This is a genomic window from Brevibacillus sp. NRS-1366, from assembly GCF_050467985.1.
The window spans coordinates 1-16954 of sequence record NZ_JBITPN010000016.1; the positions used below are offsets into that span (position 1 = coordinate 1).

Below are 16954 nucleotides of genomic sequence, written 5' to 3' on the forward strand. Positions count from 1 at the left end.
CGTCCCGAGGAGCCATATATGCTCCTGTAGCTCAGTCGGTAGAGCGTTTCCATGGTAAGGAAGAGGTCGCAGGTTCGATTCCTGTCGGGAGCATCAGAAATTAATCCCCAAAAAGTGAAGATATTCTTCGCAGATTAGTCCTAGTACTTTTCGAGGAACCCACAAATTATATGGCCCGTTGGTGAAGCGGTTTAACACAGCAGCCTTTCACGCTGTCATACAGGGGTTCGAATCCCCTACGGGTCACCATATTACCCCACAAAGTAGTTGATGATCTTTATCATCATTAAAGTTGTCGGGGCCCCCGTAAAGTACTCGGAATATGCTTCAAAGCATACGCGTCACTTTGTGGGGCCCAACGACAGTTGGGGAATATTGGAGGCTTAGCTCAGCTGGGAGAGCATCTGCCTTACAAGCAGAGGGTCGGCGGTTCGATCCCGTCAGCCTCCACCACTTATTTCAAAAGGGATAAGGAAGGTCAGCTAAAAGCGCCACGTCCTTAGTGGGTCGGCTAAAAACGTCAACGTCCTGTTGACAACGCCGACACTAGCACATCGTGTGCGTCGCAACACTGACACTCGATCGTCCTGAATTGTCGCGGGATGGAGCAGCTCGGTAGCTCGTCGGGCTCATAACCCGAAGGTCGCAGGTTCAAATCCTGCTCCCGCAACCAAATTTTTCACTTGAATGACGTCGAATGTTCTTCTTGCTCAAGTGAGATGGGAGTGCCCTTGGGTGCAACCAAATATGGAGCTGTGGTGAAGTTGGAGTTCACGCCGGTCTGTCACACCGGAGGTCGCGGGTTCGAGTCCCGTCAGCTCCGCCATCTTTACTCAAATAACAGATGGCAAATCATTCACGGGAATGAAAAAGTTTACTTTTAGTAAAAACAACTTGATTTCTCTTGAAAGATATACTATAATAAAAAAGTGCGCCGGTATAGCTCAATTGGTAGAGCACCTGACTTGTAATCAGGGGGTTGTGGGTTCAAGTCCTATTGCCGGCACCATGTACTTTGGGGAGATAGTGAAGTGGCTAAACACGGCAGACTGTAAATCTGCTCCCTCCGGGTTCGGCGGTTCGAATCCGTCTCTCCCCACCACTTCTCATTTTTATGAGCCATTAGCTCAGTTGGTAGAGCATCTGACTTTTAATCAGAGGGTCGAAGGTTCGAGTCCTTCATGGCTCACCAGTATTTATTCAGCTTGTTATGCGGTCATGGCGGAATTGGCAGACGCGCTAGATTCAGGTTCTAGTGGTGGCAACACCGTGGAGGTTCAAGTCCTCTTGACCGCACCATTACCCCAAAAATATGCGGACGTAGCTCAATTGGTAGAGCGTCGCCTTGCCAAGGCGAAGGTCGAGGGTTCGAGACCCTTCGTCCGCTCCATAACATGTGCCCTTAGCTCAGCTGGATAGAGCGTTTGACTACGAATCAAAAGGTCGGGAGTTCGAATCTCTCAGGGCACGCCACTTCAATCCCAAGAAGTGAAGTGAAGCATTGTAGCTAAAAAATATATAATCGGGAAGTAGCTCAGCTTGGTAGAGTACTTGGCTTGGGACCAAGGGGTCGCAGGTTCGAATCCTGTCTTCCCGACCATTATTTGCCCTTTGTTTTGCTTGTATGCCGGGGTGGCGGAATGGGCAGACGCAACAGACTTAAAATCTGTCGGGAGTTTCTCCCGTACCGGTTCAAGTCCGGTCCTCGGCACCATATCGATTATATGCGGGTGTAGTTCAATGGTAGAACCCCAGCCTTCCAAGCTGGTCGCGTGGGTTCGATTCCCATCACCCGCTCCATATTAGTAAGCAGAATGGTAATTTGCCAATCTGCTTTTTTGTTGTCCAAAAGCCAGCAAAGAGCGAATGAAACAGTAACCAAGAAAAAAAGATCTTATGCAGCCCACGATCCTCGACTGCATAGATCTTCTTTTTTTAGACACGCTGTTTGCTGATAACATTGTCGAAGCGTGTCTGATCATTTTTGTGGTAGAAACATATGTTTTCGTGTAGAGTAAGGCTAAGATCGCTTACCCAAAAACAGGTAACGGATCTCTTGCTTTGCCTCCTGGTCTTCAGGAGGCTTTTTTTGTTGCAGGGATATAGTAGTCTACGTCAACAGGCTGGCGTAGTCAAATTTTCGAGTTCATTAATACTGGGGCGGGTCCTGAAAGGTTTGGTCTGCATCTCCGATGGGCAACGATACAACGAAGCGAGTACGCTTCTTGTTTGAATCACAGTGAATCGTTCCGTTATGCTTTTCAATAATATTTTTACAGATGGACAGTCCAATGCCTGTTCCATTTTGTTTTGTCGTGAAAAAAGGCTGAAATAATATTTCTACAATCTCAGGAGGAATCATCTCTCCATTGTTCTCGACGCTTAAATGAAGCCATCCATCAGAAGAAGTGGAAATGACATGGATGCATTTGTCTGAACGATCCTGCACAGCGTCAATAGCATTATTCAAGAGGTTGACGACGACTTGTTTCAATCCTTCTTCATATCCAGCAAGTGAGCAGGGGTGGATTTGTTTTTCAAATCGTATGTTTTCTCCTAGCAAACGAGGAGTAATGAGCATCTCTACTTCTTCAAGTAAACTTTCCATTTGGATGTTTTTAAAAATTTCGTCCAGAATCGGTTTTTTAGAAAAGCTGAGAAACCCCGTGATTTGCCGATGCAAATTTTCAAACTCATGCATGACGACTTGAATATACGATTGAAGCTTGGCCTGTTCCTTGGTTGACTCTCCAATCAGCTTCAGAAACCCCTCAATGGCGCAGAGTGGATTTCGAAGCTCATGGGCCATGTTTGCAGCAATTTTTCCTAGCATTGTCAATTTGTCATTGTGTAGAAAAGAAATGGTTTCTTCTTTCTGGACCAATTCTCGGTTCATCATTTGTTCGAAATGATATACAGCCCAAAATACACTTTCATCTATAGCTTTCCCAAGTTGTGTTTCTAGATAAAGCATGTCTTGCGAGGAGAGTTTCCATTTTTGCAGTTCAGGTTGGAGTACCCGCCAGAATACATTACGATACAACTGATATGTACGCAAAATGGAGGAGAAGGGGTATTCCTGCGAACGCAGCCACTCTCCCATATCCAGTGACCAGGCTTGCATGTCTTGATCCACATTTTCCACCAGATAACGAGCTAAGAGCACTGTTCGTTTCTCCGCAAAATCGCGGGGGATTGTTACAGGGATTTCCATAATTCGAATAATTTCCTGCATCCAAACGTTGGTAATATCCGGTGCCAAATCTAATATTTTCCTAGAAACGTTTAATAGGTTCAGCGTCACAGTCTCCACCATCTCTTATCCACCCCACTAAAATCGTAAGGGATAATGGATAGATAAGACAAGGTATAAATTGCCCGTTTTAGCAATAAAATGTTTTTTTGCGGAAGTTTTTATCTACAAAATCCGCTTAAAAACGCCTTTTTTCGGAAAATTATTTAATCATGAGTCCGATTCTAGTCGCATAAAGTAGAATGGACAGACATTGTTGGACCAGGGAGGCAGGGATGGAGGAGCATTTTTGGCTGGGACTGGTACATATTTTTTTGATTGATTTGGTGCTAAGTAGTGATAACGCCATCGTGATTGGCATGGCCTGCCGAGGGTTACCGCAGAGGGAACGCGGCCGGGCTGTTTTATATGGAACGTTGCTTGCTGTTGTACTCAGAATTCTACTAACTTCTATGACGACGTGGATGTTGGATATTCCAATGGTAAAAGCAATAGGCGGGATGCTGTTGCTCTGGATCGCTTGCAAACTGATGATGGGAGAGCAGGAAGAACTGGCAGATGTCTCACACAATCAAACAGTGGGCCAAGCCGTTCGAACGATTTTGATGGCGGACTTTGTAATGAGTCTTGATAATGTACTTGCGGTTGGTGGTGCCGCACATGGAGATTTGCTGCTGGTCATACTCGGATTGGCGATGAGTATTCCACTCTTAATGTGGGGAAGTACTTGGGTTGCACGACTCATGAATCGCTATACAAGCCTTGTGATCATTGGGGGCGGTCTGCTTGCCTTTACGGCTGTTGATATGTGTCTGGAGGATCCGTATGTGTGGAAGTGGATCAATCCGTTCATGTTAAATCATATGTGGTTGCCGGTCATCGTTGCGGCTTTAGTCATGCTGTGGGGGCGAATGAAAAGAACCTGAACATGTAATGAGGGGACACTGTTCTGGGGCATACTACAAGGAAAACACGGCAAGAAAGGATCCGGTTGCAGATGAATACAAGCCTTTTACTACTATGGGGATACTGGGATGAAATCTATCAGCGCTGTACCCGGCTCAAGTATATTGAAAAAGGAAATAACATTTTTCGAATTGTCCCCTTGCGTTATCGAGGTGAATCGCTTGTCACTACAGATGGTCACATGATTCATAACGGTGATCTTATCGTAAAAATACATATCCACAATTACTACTTTGCTACCTTGTGCAGGGGAGTAAAGGATGAACTCAGGATGGCCTTACTGCTCAGGCGTCATATCATGCTTTCTCTGCCGAAATTGGCCACCTACTTAGAGTCGATGCAGAGCAGCGAAGAGATCAAAGGGATTGTCGGAACAACCATGCTTCATAAGGGAGTTCAGCCCTTGGGCTTTTCGGTTTCGGATGTTCCCATGACTTGGTTTTTTCGATACAAGCGCTGGTATTTGCGTCTGCTGCTTCGAATTGTTCATCCGGATGGGAAGCGGCGGGTGAGAACGTGGAACCAGGAAATGCCGCTAAAACGCGTTTACATGTCAAAGGATTTGTTACTGAACCGCTATGGCCGAAGCAGCCAAGAACCTACAGGAGAATTATTCTAATGGCCAAACGATTCCTGTTGGTTACAGAAGAGTGGGCAGGCAGCGGTCATCAAATGGCTGCCATGGCGCTGCATGAGGTACTAGGAGCCAAAGCGGGGACGGAATCAACCCGGGTGGTAGGAGGATTAATGACGGCCAGTCCCGCATTACGGGAACTGTCCCGTTTTTTTTATGCAAGTATGCTACGCTACGCCCAACCGTTCTGGCAGCGTGTTTATGAACAAGATCAACTATGGGGCAGAGCATTGAAAAAACCTTTAGGATGGTGGCTCTCCCAACGTCTGATGGACTCACTTCTAGTTGAAGAAAAGCCTGATGTGGTCATTGCAACCCACGCGTACTGCTTATCTGCTTTGGCACTGGCTAAACAAAAGCTGGACAAGCCCTTTCATTTAGTCAGCATACCGACTGATTTTCATATTAACGGCTTCTGGGTGCATCCTCAGATTGATACCTATATGGTCGCCCATGAACAAGTGGCTGAAAAGCTTATTCGCTACTACCAGGTGGATACGAGCAAGATACAAGTGCTAGGAATTCCTATTCGTCCTGCATTTGGCATGGCGGCCAAAACGGATAAGGTGAGCTGGAAAAAACAACTGGGGTTGGCAGAAGATCAGTTTACAGTGCTTGTTTGCGGGGGAGAAGGTGGCTACGGAGGAATTGCAAAGGTCGTACAAGCATTGGCAAAAGAAAAAGAGCCGATGCAGATCATTGTCATCACGGGGAAAAACAGTGATCTGTACACCCACCTCCATCATTGGCTGATCAATAATCCTTCCTTTCATGAAATTAGATTGAAAGGGTTTGAACCACAGATGTGGCAATGGATGGGGGCAGCTGATGTGTTTATATCCAAGCCGGGTGGAATTAGCTGTGCCGAAGCGCTAGCACTGAGGACGCCACTCATTATGTATCAGCCACTGCCAGGCCAGGAAAAGAATAACTGTTCATTTTTGCTTAACCAGCAGGCAGCGCTGTTCGCAAAAGATCCGGAAGAGATTTGCGCAATGGTTAAGCAGAGGAGATATGAACAACAGGAGGACAAGATCACAGATCGGATGGAACAGGTGCGTCGACCTGAAGCTGCTCAGCAAATTGCCGAGTATTTGCTGCAATTGTAATACTAAATTTGGAAACAAGAAAACGATAAAAAGCAGGAATGAACTGTCCAAGCTTCACACATATTAAACTTACCAACGACGAGGAGGTGATAAAGATGGCTAACAACAACACCGGTTCTAGTAACAATCTTTTGGTACCTCAAGCAAACCAAGCACTGGACCAGCTGAAATACGAAATCGCTTCTGAATTCGGCGTTCAGCTTGGAGCGGACACCACTTCCCGTCAAAACGGTTCGGTTGGGGGAGAGATTACGAAACGCCTTGTCTCCTTCGCTGAACAACAATTGGCTGGTCGTGGCTAATTGCATAAGCTGGATGGGGAAAGGCACCTGCGGGTGTCTTTCCTTTTATTTTTGGTTTAATGTGGAAGAAATTTCAAGTGGAGTTTGTAAATTAACTCGAATAATTTACGGTCAACGGCCGAATCTATATGTGTCAGGAGGTGAAGGGATATGACAGTATCAGCACAAGTGAAGCAAGCTCTTGCCAGCTTGAAAGGTGCACAAGCAGACTTGGAAACGTTCGCACTCAGTACTCAAAATCAGCAAGCGAAGCAATTGTATACACAAGCGGCTGAACAGACCCAAAGCATTGTTACCAACTTGCAACAACGGGTAACAGAACTGGAAAATGAAGAGCCGCAGTACAAAGGATTCTAGGGAACTGGTTTGAAAAGGGGAGAGGATCTCCCCTCTCTCTTCGCTTTTTCCCCATGGTTGACGGAGGTGGATTATGCCAGACTGGCTAAATATAACGTTGCGCTCAATCGGTGCACTAGCGTACTTGTTTATACTCACGAAAATAATCGGAAAAAGGCAGATCAAGCAGCTTACATACATCGAGTATATTGTTGGTATTACCGTTGGTTCCATTGCAGGCTTTATGGCTACGGAAATGGATGGACCCGTGTATCACAGCTTGATTGCAATGGGTATCTTTGCGATTTTTCCGGTCATAATGGAGTGGCTTTCCCTCAAAAGCAAGGTTCTCCGCGATTTTTTTGAAGGCAAATCAACTGTTCTTATCAAAGAAGGCAAAATTTTAGAGGATAACTTGAAAAAGGAACGTTTGACTGCAGAAGATTTAATGGAACAACTGCGCATCAAAAACGTGTACAAAGTTGCTGACGTAGAATTTGCGCTCATGGAGACGAGTGGAGAAATAAGCGTTTTGCTTAAATCGCAAAGTCAGCCTGTTACCCCTAAGCATTTGGAACTAGCCGTGGCTCCTAGTGAAGAGGGCCAAGTTATTATTTTAGATGGGGTTATCATGGACGAGCCTCTGGCGACAGCCGGTCTTAACCGCAGATGGGTCAGAACAGAGCTGCAAAAAGCTGGAGTAGCCCTCGAAAACGTCTTTCTCGGTCAGGTAGACAAAGGTGGCGAACTTTACCTCGACCTGTACGACGACAAAATTAAGGTACCACAGCCACAAGCAATGAAGCAAACTTTTGCCACGCTAAAAAAATGTCAGGCGGATCTGGAGCTGTTCGCACTGGACACGAAAAATGAACGAATGAAGCAATGCTACCAAAGAGACTCTGAAGAGCTGCAGCAAGTGATCGACCAAGTAAAACCGTTTATGATACGGTAACCGGGAGTGAACGGATTTGGCGGACCAGAAAAAGAAAAAATTAACACCTGTACAACAGGAGTACCAGCAACTGGCCAAACGTCATGAACCTCCTCGTCCCCTTTTACGCAATTTTATACGTGCTTTTTTAGTAGGAGGCGTCATCTGTTTCATTGGGCAGGCGATACAAGAATTGTTCATTCGATACTTCGATTTTACTGAAAAAACGGCTGGCAACCCTACAGTTGCAGTCCTGATCCTCATTTCCGCTCTTTTGACAGGCCTTGGACTCTATGATCGGATTGCTCAATGGGCCGGGGCAGGAACAGCCGTACCGGTAACCGGATTCGCCAATTCTATTGCGTCAGCAGCGATCGAGCATCGAAGTGAGGGGCTGGTTTTGGGGGTTGGCGGGAATATGTTTAAGCTAGCAGGATCAGTCATCGTGTTTGGGGTTGTGGCGGCATTCGTCATCGGTTTGATCAAATCGTTGTTCTTGATGGGAGGGTAAGGGATGCGCCAGGGTCATCAATCTTGGCTGTTTGCCTCAAAGCCAGTCATAGTCGGTAGAGCGGCGATTGGTGGGCCGTTCGAGGCTCAGGGCCCGTTGGCAGAGGATTTTGATACGCTGCACGGGGACTTGATGCTGGGTCAGGATAGTTGGGAGAAAGCTGAACGTACACTGATGGAGGAAGCTTGTACAAAAGCAGTGGAAAAAGCCGGACTCCAAAAAGAACAAATCCACTTCCTCCTTGCCGGAGATTTAATGAATCAGATCATTTCTGCCAGCTTCTCAGCACGAACGCTCTCCATTCCATTTCTCGGATTGTTTGGAGCTTGCTCAACGGCGATGGAAGGTTTGGCGATGGCTGCATTGATGGTCGAAAGCGGGGCTGCTGATTACGTGCTGGCAGCGACAGGCAGTCACAATGGGGCAGCAGAGAAACAATACCGGTATCCGACAGAGTACGGCTCCCAGAAGCCACCGACAGCTCAATGGACGGTTACGGGGGCAGGCGCTGCAGTTGTAGGCAAAAAGGGAACGGGGCTTCGCATCCAGTCTGCGACTATCGGTCATGTAGTGGATATGGGAATGACAGATCCATTCAACATGGGAGCAGCCATGGCTCCAGCCGCATTATCGACCATTGAGACACACTTTCGAGAACTGAATCTGGCACATGATCATTATGATTTGGTAGTAACAGGGGACTTGGGACGTACAGGACATTCGATCTTGTCTGAATTGCTTCCCAAACATAACATACATATCCCTTTGGAACGGTATACGGATTGTGGAAAGCTCATTTATGGAGAGAATCCCAATGTATGGTCAGGTGGAAGCGGCTGTGGATGTGTCGCTACAGTCACTTACGGACATCTGCTGAATCGGCTTGGTGCAGGTGAGTGGAAACGTATTTTGGTGGTAGCGACCGGGGCGCTCTTGTCCCCCATTTCTTACCAGCAAGGAGAGAGCATTCCCTGTATTGCCCATGCCGTAGCTATTGAGTCGGAGTAATTGGAGGTGACATCATGACGTTTTTATGGGCATTTCTTGTCGGGGGGATCATATGTCTGATCGGACAATTTCTCATGGACGTCGTAAAGCTGACGCCAGCACATACGATGTCGTCTCTGGTTGTCGCCGGAGCCGTGCTCGATGGTTTCGGGTTATATGAGCCACTGATTCATTTTGCTGGAGCAGGCGCTACAGTACCTATCACAAGTTTTGGCAATGCCCTCGTCCACGGGGCGATGGCTGAGGCCGAGCGGCATGGTGTAATCGGCATCGTCACAGGAATTTTTGAAGTGACCAGTGCGGGGATCTCCGCTGCAATTGTATTCGGATTTTTTATGGCACTTCTGTTCCGTCCAAAAGGGTAAAATGCATAAGAAATCCCTATTTATTACCTAAAATGCCAAAAACCTTGAATTGAACCTGCTTTCACCAGCTTGTAGAATGGGTGCTTAAGGAGGGGATGTTCATGTGGTTCCACAAAAAAACGCTGACTACCCTGCTGATGGCAATGATGACAATAGGGATTGTACTGCCAACGAACTCACTTGCAGCACCTTTATTGCAAAGGGGAAGTGAGAGCGGGGACGTATGGGATCTACAGTATCGTTTGCAGATACTTGGCTTCTATCAGGATGATCTGGATGGCAGCTATGGAGGAAACACCTATCAAGCCGTCAGACAGTTTCAGAAAACATACGGATTGACCGTTGATGGCATTGCCGGCACGCAGACATGGAGTAAGCTCAAAAAAGTATCTGTGAACCGATCAGAGATGCAGATGTTAGCTCAACTGGTTTATTCGGAAGCACGCGGTGAGGAATATAAGGGGCAGGTAGCAGTAGCTGCTGTAGCCATGAACCGTTTACAATCAAAAGACTTCCCAAATACGCTTCAAAGCGTCATTTTTGAACCGTATGCGTTTACGGCCATTGACGATGGGCAGTACTGGTTGACTCCCAACAAAACAGCTTATCAGGCAGCTTGGGACGCTGTACGTGGATGGGATCCGACCAATGGTGCTCTCTACTACTTCAACCCTGACACCGCGACTTCTAGCTGGATCTGGTCGCGTCCGCAAATCAAGCAGATTGGAAAGCACATATTCGCTCGTTAACTAAAGGAACTACACCCCCTGAACCAGCCGATTGAGGAAGGTTCAGGGTTTTTTTGGCGTATTGGGAAGAATTGTGCATTGTTTTCAAGTTGGGTTTCGTTAAAAATAAAACAAAGGTTTCAAGAGAGTTACAGATTCAAAATAGTTGCACGGAGGTTGATGATGAAGAAGATGCTGATCCTGGCCTCGCTGGTAGCCATCACGATTATGGGTACACCAGTAGCAGAGGCTAAAGACAACACCGACACCGCAGCACCGTATAGCGACATTGCTGGTCATTGGGCAGAAAAAGAAATTGAAAAATGTTACATAGCGGGTGTAGTTGGTCGGACAGAAGAGTTTCGACCGGATGATGCTGTGACACGCATAGAATTACTGACGATGTTCGTCAAGGCAAAAGGGATCGAGCCCGTTGAAACGAAACACTCGTCCTTTGCTGACATACCCGCAAGCATTTGAATGACGCCGTATGCCGAAACCGCTTACCGATTGGGCATCGTGCACGGACAAAAACGTGGGAATCAGATCTACTTAAATCCGGATGAACCTGTTCTAAGGGAAGAGCTAGCCTCCATACTGATTCGTTCTATGGGGGATAGTGGGGTAGTGAATCAACTGAAATGGTCCACTACCATTCAATCTTTGGCTCATTATTTAGATGGTAGCCGTGTGGGGGAAGCTTATCAGCGCCCATTCGTATACGCGATGCAGCAACGTCTGATGAGTCCATACGCGGATGGAAGCCTACAGCCACAAAAGCAGATGACACGAGCTGAAGCAGCGACCTATGCAGCGCTCCATCTGTTACCGGGCAAAGTCAGCGAACAAAAGACACTGGCAAACGGGACAGCTTTTCGTCAAATGATGACTGTCCAAACGACTGCCTACAGCTATCCAAACGATCAGATTCTTTCTTACTTGGAATATCCGCTTAGAAAAGGAGTAGTCGCTGTAGATCCCAAGGTCATTCCTTTGGGAAGCCATTTGTACATCGAAGGGTACGGATATGCAGTGGCTGCAGACATCGGTGGAGCAGTGAAGGAGCACCACGTCGATCTGTTCCTCCCAACCGTAAATGATGCACAAAATTACGGGATGAAACAAGGTGTCAAAGTCTTTTTGCTTGATTAATAGAAGGCAGAAACATATTTCCTACTCTTTCCACTCATACTAATGGGGAAAGGGTGGGATTTTTTTGTGGGGCTGGTTGGTTATTGCAGTGCTTGTGTTACTTATCTTGTTGATGATCACACCGATACAAGCGACATTTGATTACAACCGATCGGAGGAAAATGATCATCTCGTCCTGACACTGGTTGCCTGGTTTGGCCTGATACGCAGAAAATATGAAATACCAATCCTTTTTTTGAAGGAGACAGAAGGCGGACCACAGGTAGTAGCCAAGGTAGAAACGATTCAGCGTGGGAACAAGGTAAAAGATAAAGTTCAGGACTTTACACGTAAGCAGGTAAAAAAGTGGTATCACAACTATCGTGAAATACTGGAAAAAGTACGTGATTTACAACCGTTGTTTAACCAATTGTGCAGACACATTCGCTGTACGAATCTAGAATGGCATACACTGATGGGGACGGGACAAGCTTCAGACACAGGGGCGCTGACAGGGATCATCTGGGGCGTAAAAAGCATGCTCATCGGTTTCGTTTCTCATACGATTACGTTGCACGCCATACCGCGGATGAGTGTGCAGCCAGTTTGGAATCAAGCAATCATCCAAACGCAATTTCGCTGCGTTCTTCATTTTTACTTGGGCTATGTATTGATTACAGTCGTGAAAATGGTGCTGCGCTTGAGAAAAGGTAGACAACGCAAATGGCAAACAACACCTTCCGGGGCATGAAGTGAAAAGAAAAACCTCCTCATAAATAAATGCTCACGTGTACATGCTCCGAATTTGTTGTGGGTATGTTAACAGATGAGTATGATCGAAAGGAGGAACAAACATGGCAGACCACCCGATTCAAGGCTTGATGCGTACGGCAATGGAAAATTTAAAGCAAATGGTCGATGTCAATACAATCATCGGAGATCCTGTAGAGACACCGGATGGTAGCATCATTCTTCCCATTTCCAAGGTAGGCTTTGGTTTTGCGGCTGGGGGCAGTGAATTTCAATATGAACACCACCACCAAGGAACGATTGGCTATCCTTTTGGTGGGGGGAGTGGGGGTGGCGTTTCCATTACGCCAGTAGCGTTTCTGGTTGTTGGCAAGCAAGGAATTCGTTCGATTCCGCTGGAAAATACTACGCACCTCTACGATCGTATTTTGGATTCGGTTCCACAGTTTGTGGAAAAGATGCAAGGGATGTTTGGCAAACACGAGGAACCGCACATCGAATCCAACACGATTATCGCTACTGCGGACGATCACGATTTAGAACGTTTGATGGAGCGGGATTGATGTATGAAATAAAACAGGTATGCCAGTTGTTGCTAGAGGCATACCTGTTCTTCTTTTTACTTACCACAGTACATTCAAAAACAATCCAGTTTTCGTAATGTGTTGGTACTGCAAGCTGGAGATCGAGGTAAATGAATACGGATGCAATCCGGCTACCTCGTCATAGTATCGCGAAAAGGTACTTAACGGCTTGTTTTGAAGCTGCAGCACCTCTTCACGGAATTGGAGAGACAATCCTTGCATAGCATCCGCAAAGTCAGTGGAACGAGCCTCCACAGCTTTCAGCCATATTTGTTCGTCCAGTTCCAGCTCGCCAGTTGCAAGGAGACTGATCCCAAATGGTTGCAACCCGGTATCAGCAGTTTTTGCGACTCGCTCAAACGTAACCAGCTTTTGGGTGGCCAATGTGTGCTCATTTTCTTGCAAAAAATGATGCAGTCGATTAAAACGGTCTACGAGCAAGCGAGTCTGCCGCAATAATCGATCCGTTTCAGTGTTTGGGCGTGTGGAGTCAAATGCTTTGGCAGCCTCGTCCAAGTCGGCAGAGTAGCGGTAGAGTCGCGACAGTGAATCCGACAGCTCTGTCATCCATTGCTGCTGACGGGTGTAGTAAGGCTGTAGGTTATAAGTTGAAATGGGTTCCACTGGCGTATTTAATTTTGCCTGAACCATTTGAAAATGATAACGCCCTACCCGTTGGATGTATGGGACATAACTGACTCGATTTACTTTCATACCGTTTCACCTCGCGTGCAATCAACTACTCTCCATTATAGACGATGCTTACTCCATTTCAATCAACAGATCACCAGTTTCGATTGCTTCGCCTGCTTTCACGTATACGGCTTTGATTTTTCCGTCCATAGGAGCTTGGATGGTCGTTTCCATTTTCATCGCTTCGCTAACCAGCAAGTGCTCGCCTTTACGCACCTTGTCGCCTTCCGAGACTAACACTTTAAGTACTTTGCCCGGCATCGATGCGCCAAGATGGGCTGCGTTTTGTGAGTCAGCTTTGCGTCGTACCAACTCTGATACGATAGCCGATTGATCGCGGACGAAAATTTCACGCGGCTGACCATTTAATTCGAAATAAATGATGCGTCGTCCATCTGGGTGCAGCTCGCCAATGGCTACGAGCTTGATGATTAATGTCTTGCCTCGTTCAATCGTGATCGCCGTCTCTTCACCAGGACGCAGTCCGTAAAAGAACGTGGATGTGTTCAGAACAGAGAGATCGCCGTATTCCTTCATCCGTTGATCGAATTGCAGGTAAACCTGCGGGTACATGATGTAAGAAAGGACGTCCAGTTCACTTGGTTCACGACCGATCTTTTCTTCCAGTTCAGAAGCGACCGCGTCAAAATCAACAGGAGCGAGCAGTTCTCCTGGGCGAGCGGTAAAGGCATCGCGTCCTTTTAACACCAGCTCTTGTAATTGCTTAGGGAAGCCTCCCGGTGGTTGACCCAAATAGCCTTGGAAGAACTGAATGACAGAATCAGGGAAGTCGAGGCGTGTACCTTTTTCCCAGATGTTTTCTTCGTTCAAGTTGTTTTGCACCATAAACAGAGCCAGGTCTCCGACCACTTTGGAGGAAGGGGTAACTTTTACGATATCCCCGCACATCTGGTTTACTACTGCATACATATGCTTGACTTCTTCCCAGCGGCCTTCTAATCCGACAGCTTTGGCTTGCTGCTCCAGATTCGTATATTGACCGCCTGGCATTTCATGCACATAAACTTCGGTATTGCTTGCTTTCATGCCGCTTTCAAAGCCTTGATAGAATGGGCGTACGTCTTCCCAGTAATCGGACAATTTGTTAAACGATTCGAGAGAAAGTCCTGTATCGCGCTCCGTATGAGCCAAGCTGGCAATCAAACCGTTGAGGCTTGGCTGAGAAGTGAGGCCGGACATGGAGCTGACGCATGCATCCACGATGTCTACGCCTGCCTCGATCGCTTTTAGCAGCATAGCTGCGCCGTTCCCAGATGTGTCGTGCGTATGCAGGTGGATCGGGATTCCGATTTCCTGTCTCAGGGCACGGATCAGTTCGTAAGCAGCGTATGGCTTGAGCAAACCGGCCATATCCTTGATAGCCAGGATATGAGCTCCTGCTTTCTCCAATTCCTTGGCCAGCTCAACATAATAGGCCAGCGTGTATTTCGTTTTGGCCGGATCGAGAATATCGCCTGTGTAGCAAATCGCGGCTTCTGCTACCTTGCCATTATTACGTACGGCTTCGATCGCGGTCTGCATGCCTGGAAGCCAGTTGAGGCTGTCAAAAATACGGAATACATCAATACCATTCTGTGCGGAAGCTTTGACGAACGAGTGGATGACGTTGTCGGGATAATTTGTGTAGCCTACGCCGTTTGCCCCGCGGAGCAGCATCTGGAACAGCACATTCGGAATGCGCTGACGCAAAATCTGAAGTCTTTCCCACGGCGACTCCTGCAAAAAGCGCATAGTCGTGTCAAAGGTGGCTCCGCCCCACATTTCCAGGGAGAATAGTCCTGCTCCCAGCTTGCCAGTTGCTTCAGCTACGGAAGCGAGATCGTAGGTGCGCACGCGTGTGGCAAACAAAGACTGATGGGCATCGCGGAAAGTTGTATCTGTGACAAGCACTTGCTTCTGATCTTGAATCCAACGAACGAGACCATCTGCCCCTTCTTTATCCAGAATTTGCTTGGTTCCATCTGGATAAGGCTGAGTAAAGGGTGTACGCGGGATGCGAGGTGAGTCGAAATGTGGCTTTTTATCCAGCTTTTCAAGCCCTGGGTAGCCATTGACAATGGTGTTACCGATGTAAGATATTAATTTGGTACCCCGATCCTGACGGCCAGGGAAGATGAACAATTCTGGTTTGGTATCAATGAACGAAGTGTCGTAGCTGCCGCTGAGAAAATCGGGGTGAGTCACCACATTTTCCAAAAACGGCAGGTTGGTCTTTACGCCACGAATCCGGAATTCACGCAAAGTCCTGAGCATTTTTCCTGCTGCCTGATCAAAGCTGGTTCCATACGTTGAGATTTTAACCAGAAGCGAGTCGTAGAACGGTGTAATGATCGCTCCTGGATAACCGTTTCCGCCATCCAGACGTACACCAAAGCCGCCGCCGGAACGCCATGCGGATAAACGTCCTGCATCAGGAAGGAAGTTGTTCTCGGCATCTTCTGTCGTCACACGGCATTGGATAGCAAATCCGCTCATCTGGATCTGGTTTTGACTGGCAATGCCGATTTCCATATCGGACAGAGCGTGTCCTTCTGCAATACGGATTTGGGCTTGGACAATGTCGATCCCGGTAATGAGCTCCGTAATGGTGTGCTCCACCTGAATCCGCGGATTGACTTCAATAAAGTAAAAGCGTTTGTCCGGTGTCAGCAAAAATTCAACGGTACCCGCGTTGGAATAGCCTGCTTTTTGCATGAGCGTCAGGGCAGATTGGCAAATTTCTTCGCGCAGCTTGTCATCGAGGGAAAGGCTAGGTGCAACCTCAACGACTTTTTGGTGACGCCTTTGCACGGAGCAATCCCGTTCGTACAAATGAACGATGTTGCCGTGGTTGTCACCGAGAATTTGTACTTCAATATGTTTGGGCTGTTCCAGGTAACGCTCGAGATATACTTTGGCATTGCCAAAGGAAGAGCGGGCTTCAGATCGTGCCCGATCCAATGAATCTTGTAATTCATCCTGGCTGCGTACAATGCGCATACCTCGGCCGCCACCGCCGGAAACTCCCTTGATGATGATGGGATAACCGTATTCTTTTGCAAAAAGGAGCGCCTCTTGCAAGCTCTCAATCGGTTCTGGTGTCCCAGGAATGATAGGGATTTCCGCTTCAATGGCAAGACGGCGTGCTTCCACCTTATCTCCGAACTTGTCAATTAGTTCAGGAGATGGACCGATAAAGATGATGCCTTCTTCTTGACAGCGTTGTGCGAATTCGGCATTTTCGGCAAGGAAGCCATACCCTGGGTGAATCGCATCGATGTCGTTGCGCTTGGCAATCTCAATAATGCTGTCGATATCCAGGTAAGCCTCAATGGGACCTTTCCCTGCGCCTACCAAATAGGACTCGTCCGCCTTAAAACGATGAATCGAAACGTTGTCCTGCTCAGAGTAAACGGCCACGGTGCGGATGCCCAGCTCAGTAGCAGCACGGAAGATCCGAATCGCAATCTCTCCGCGGTTCGCTACGAGCAATCGATTAATCTTTCTCTTTAACATGTTTCTCTCCCCCTAGGTCTCTAAATAAGCGACGCATAAAAATTATATATAGTATAAATATACAAAATTTTCTCTACACAAGACACTATTTTTTGCGAAATTGCATCATTAAGGTGCTTTTGGAGGATAACACA

The 16954-nt window shown here is 47.2% G+C and carries 17 protein-coding genes and 14 tRNA genes; 28 read left to right on the plus strand and 3 right to left on the minus strand.

Annotated elements, in window-relative coordinates; all coding sequences use genetic code 11:
• Window positions 1-20: 20 nt before the first annotated feature.
• From ACIFQN_RS07955 to ACIFQN_RS08020, 14 genes are all read left to right on the plus strand, one after another.
• A tRNA-Thr gene (locus ACIFQN_RS07955) sits at window positions 21-93 on the plus strand.
• Window positions 94-172: 79 nt separating this feature from the next.
• A tRNA-Glu gene (locus ACIFQN_RS07960) sits at window positions 173-249 on the plus strand.
• Window positions 250-377: 128 nt separating this feature from the next.
• Window positions 378-453 (plus strand) — tRNA-Val (locus ACIFQN_RS07965).
• 143 nt (window positions 454-596) lie between these two features.
• Window positions 597-673 (plus strand) — tRNA-Met (locus ACIFQN_RS07970).
• Window positions 674-749: 76 nt separating this feature from the next.
• Window positions 750-826, plus strand: a tRNA-Asp gene (locus tag ACIFQN_RS07975).
• 107 nt (window positions 827-933) lie between these two features.
• Window positions 934-1009: transfer RNA gene (locus tag ACIFQN_RS07980), tRNA-Thr, on the plus strand.
• Between the two features lie 8 nt (window positions 1010-1017).
• Window positions 1018-1102, plus strand: a tRNA-Tyr gene (locus ACIFQN_RS07985).
• A gap of 14 nt (window positions 1103-1116) precedes the next feature.
• Window positions 1117-1192, plus strand: a tRNA-Lys gene (locus ACIFQN_RS07990).
• A 20-nt stretch (window positions 1193-1212) separates the two neighbouring features.
• A tRNA-Leu gene (locus ACIFQN_RS07995) sits at window positions 1213-1299 on the plus strand.
• A gap of 15 nt (window positions 1300-1314) precedes the next feature.
• Window positions 1315-1390, plus strand: a tRNA-Gly gene (locus ACIFQN_RS08000).
• Window positions 1391-1396: 6 nt separating this feature from the next.
• A tRNA-Arg gene (locus ACIFQN_RS08005) sits at window positions 1397-1473 on the plus strand.
• A 50-nt stretch (window positions 1474-1523) separates the two neighbouring features.
• Window positions 1524-1600: transfer RNA gene (locus ACIFQN_RS08010), tRNA-Pro, on the plus strand.
• Between the two features lie 26 nt (window positions 1601-1626).
• Window positions 1627-1714: transfer RNA gene (locus ACIFQN_RS08015), tRNA-Leu, on the plus strand.
• A 12-nt stretch (window positions 1715-1726) separates the two neighbouring features.
• Window positions 1727-1800 (plus strand) — tRNA-Gly (locus ACIFQN_RS08020).
• A 349-nt stretch (window positions 1801-2149) separates the two neighbouring features.
• Here the strand turns inward: ACIFQN_RS08020 and ACIFQN_RS08025 are convergent.
• On the minus strand, window positions 2150-3316 hold the full coding sequence (locus ACIFQN_RS08025) for a sensor histidine kinase (protein ID WP_429832486.1): 1167 nt from the start codon (window positions 3314-3316) through the stop codon (window positions 2150-2152).
• 212 nt (window positions 3317-3528) lie between these two features.
• Between ACIFQN_RS08025 and ACIFQN_RS08030 the strand changes: the two genes are divergently transcribed.
• The 14 genes from ACIFQN_RS08030 (at window position 3529) to ytfJ (ending at window position 12590) form a co-directional block, all read left to right on the plus strand.
• On the plus strand, window positions 3529-4179 hold the full coding sequence (locus ACIFQN_RS08030; RefSeq protein WP_429832487.1) for a TerC family protein: 651 nt from the start codon (window positions 3529-3531) through the stop codon (window positions 4177-4179).
• Between the two features lie 71 nt (window positions 4180-4250).
• On the plus strand, window positions 4251-4838 hold the full coding sequence (locus ACIFQN_RS08035; RefSeq protein ID WP_429832488.1) for a YkoP family protein: 588 nt from the start codon (window positions 4251-4253) through the stop codon (window positions 4836-4838).
• On the plus strand, window positions 4838-5962 hold the full coding sequence (locus ACIFQN_RS08040; RefSeq protein ID WP_429832489.1) for an MGDG synthase family glycosyltransferase: 1125 nt from the start codon (window positions 4838-4840) through the stop codon (window positions 5960-5962). Before ACIFQN_RS08035 ends, ACIFQN_RS08040 begins: the two co-directional genes overlap by 1 nt.
• A gap of 95 nt (window positions 5963-6057) precedes the next feature.
• Entirely contained in the window at window positions 6058-6264 is a 207-nt protein-coding gene (locus ACIFQN_RS08045; RefSeq protein ID WP_429832490.1) for a small, acid-soluble spore protein, alpha/beta type, read from the plus strand.
• A 150-nt stretch (window positions 6265-6414) separates the two neighbouring features.
• Entirely contained in the window at window positions 6415-6621 is a 207-nt protein-coding gene (locus ACIFQN_RS08050; RefSeq protein ID WP_429832491.1) for a DUF1657 domain-containing protein, read from the plus strand.
• Between the two features lie 73 nt (window positions 6622-6694).
• A complete protein-coding gene (locus ACIFQN_RS08055) occupies window positions 6695-7555 on the plus strand; it encodes a DUF421 domain-containing protein (RefSeq protein ID WP_429832492.1) in 861 nt (286 codons plus the stop codon).
• Window positions 7556-7571: 16 nt separating this feature from the next.
• Window positions 7572-8045, plus strand: coding sequence for a stage V sporulation protein AC (gene spoVAC / locus ACIFQN_RS08060; protein ID WP_429832493.1), 474 nt, complete (start codon window positions 7572-7574; stop codon window positions 8043-8045).
• Window positions 8046-8048: 3 nt separating this feature from the next.
• Window positions 8049-9053 carry a stage V sporulation protein AD gene (spoVAD, locus tag ACIFQN_RS08065; protein ID WP_429832494.1) on the plus strand — a complete coding sequence of 335 codons (1005 nt, stop codon included), beginning with the start codon at window positions 8049-8051 and terminating at the stop codon, window positions 9051-9053.
• A gap of 14 nt (window positions 9054-9067) precedes the next feature.
• The gene (gene spoVAE, locus ACIFQN_RS08070) at window positions 9068-9418 is read left to right on the plus strand and encodes a stage V sporulation protein AE (RefSeq protein ID WP_429832495.1); all 351 of its coding nucleotides are present in this window, start codon (window positions 9068-9070) and stop codon (window positions 9416-9418) included.
• Between the two features lie 101 nt (window positions 9419-9519).
• Window positions 9520-10167, plus strand: coding sequence for a spore cortex-lytic enzyme (gene sleB / locus ACIFQN_RS08075; RefSeq protein WP_429832496.1), 648 nt, complete (start codon window positions 9520-9522; stop codon window positions 10165-10167).
• A 162-nt stretch (window positions 10168-10329) separates the two neighbouring features.
• Complete coding sequence (locus ACIFQN_RS08080) at window positions 10330-10626, plus strand: S-layer homology domain-containing protein (RefSeq protein WP_429832497.1); 297 nt, start codon at window positions 10330-10332, stop codon at window positions 10624-10626.
• Window positions 10627-11298: a 3D domain-containing protein gene (locus ACIFQN_RS08085; RefSeq protein ID WP_429832498.1), complete on the plus strand. Its 672-nt coding sequence runs from the start codon at window positions 10627-10629 to the stop codon at window positions 11296-11298. It abuts the gene before it with no gap.
• Between the two features lie 64 nt (window positions 11299-11362).
• Window positions 11363-12028: a DUF2953 domain-containing protein gene (locus ACIFQN_RS08090; RefSeq protein ID WP_429832499.1), complete on the plus strand. Its 666-nt coding sequence runs from the start codon at window positions 11363-11365 to the stop codon at window positions 12026-12028.
• Between the two features lie 103 nt (window positions 12029-12131).
• Entirely contained in the window at window positions 12132-12590 is a 459-nt protein-coding gene (gene ytfJ / locus ACIFQN_RS08095) for a GerW family sporulation protein (RefSeq protein ID WP_429832500.1), read from the plus strand.
• Window positions 12591-12650: 60 nt separating this feature from the next.
• Here the strand turns inward: ytfJ and ACIFQN_RS08100 are convergent, their stop codons facing one another.
• Both ACIFQN_RS08100 and pyc read right to left on the minus strand, forming a co-directional pair.
• Window positions 12651-13325 carry a hypothetical protein gene (locus ACIFQN_RS08100; protein ID WP_429832501.1) on the minus strand — a complete coding sequence of 225 codons (675 nt, stop codon included), beginning with the start codon at window positions 13323-13325 and terminating at the stop codon, window positions 12651-12653.
• Window positions 13326-13373: 48 nt separating this feature from the next.
• A complete protein-coding gene (pyc, locus tag ACIFQN_RS08105) occupies window positions 13374-16820 on the minus strand; it encodes a pyruvate carboxylase (RefSeq protein ID WP_429832502.1) in 3447 nt (1148 codons plus the stop codon).
• Window positions 16821-16954 lie beyond the last annotated feature (134 nt).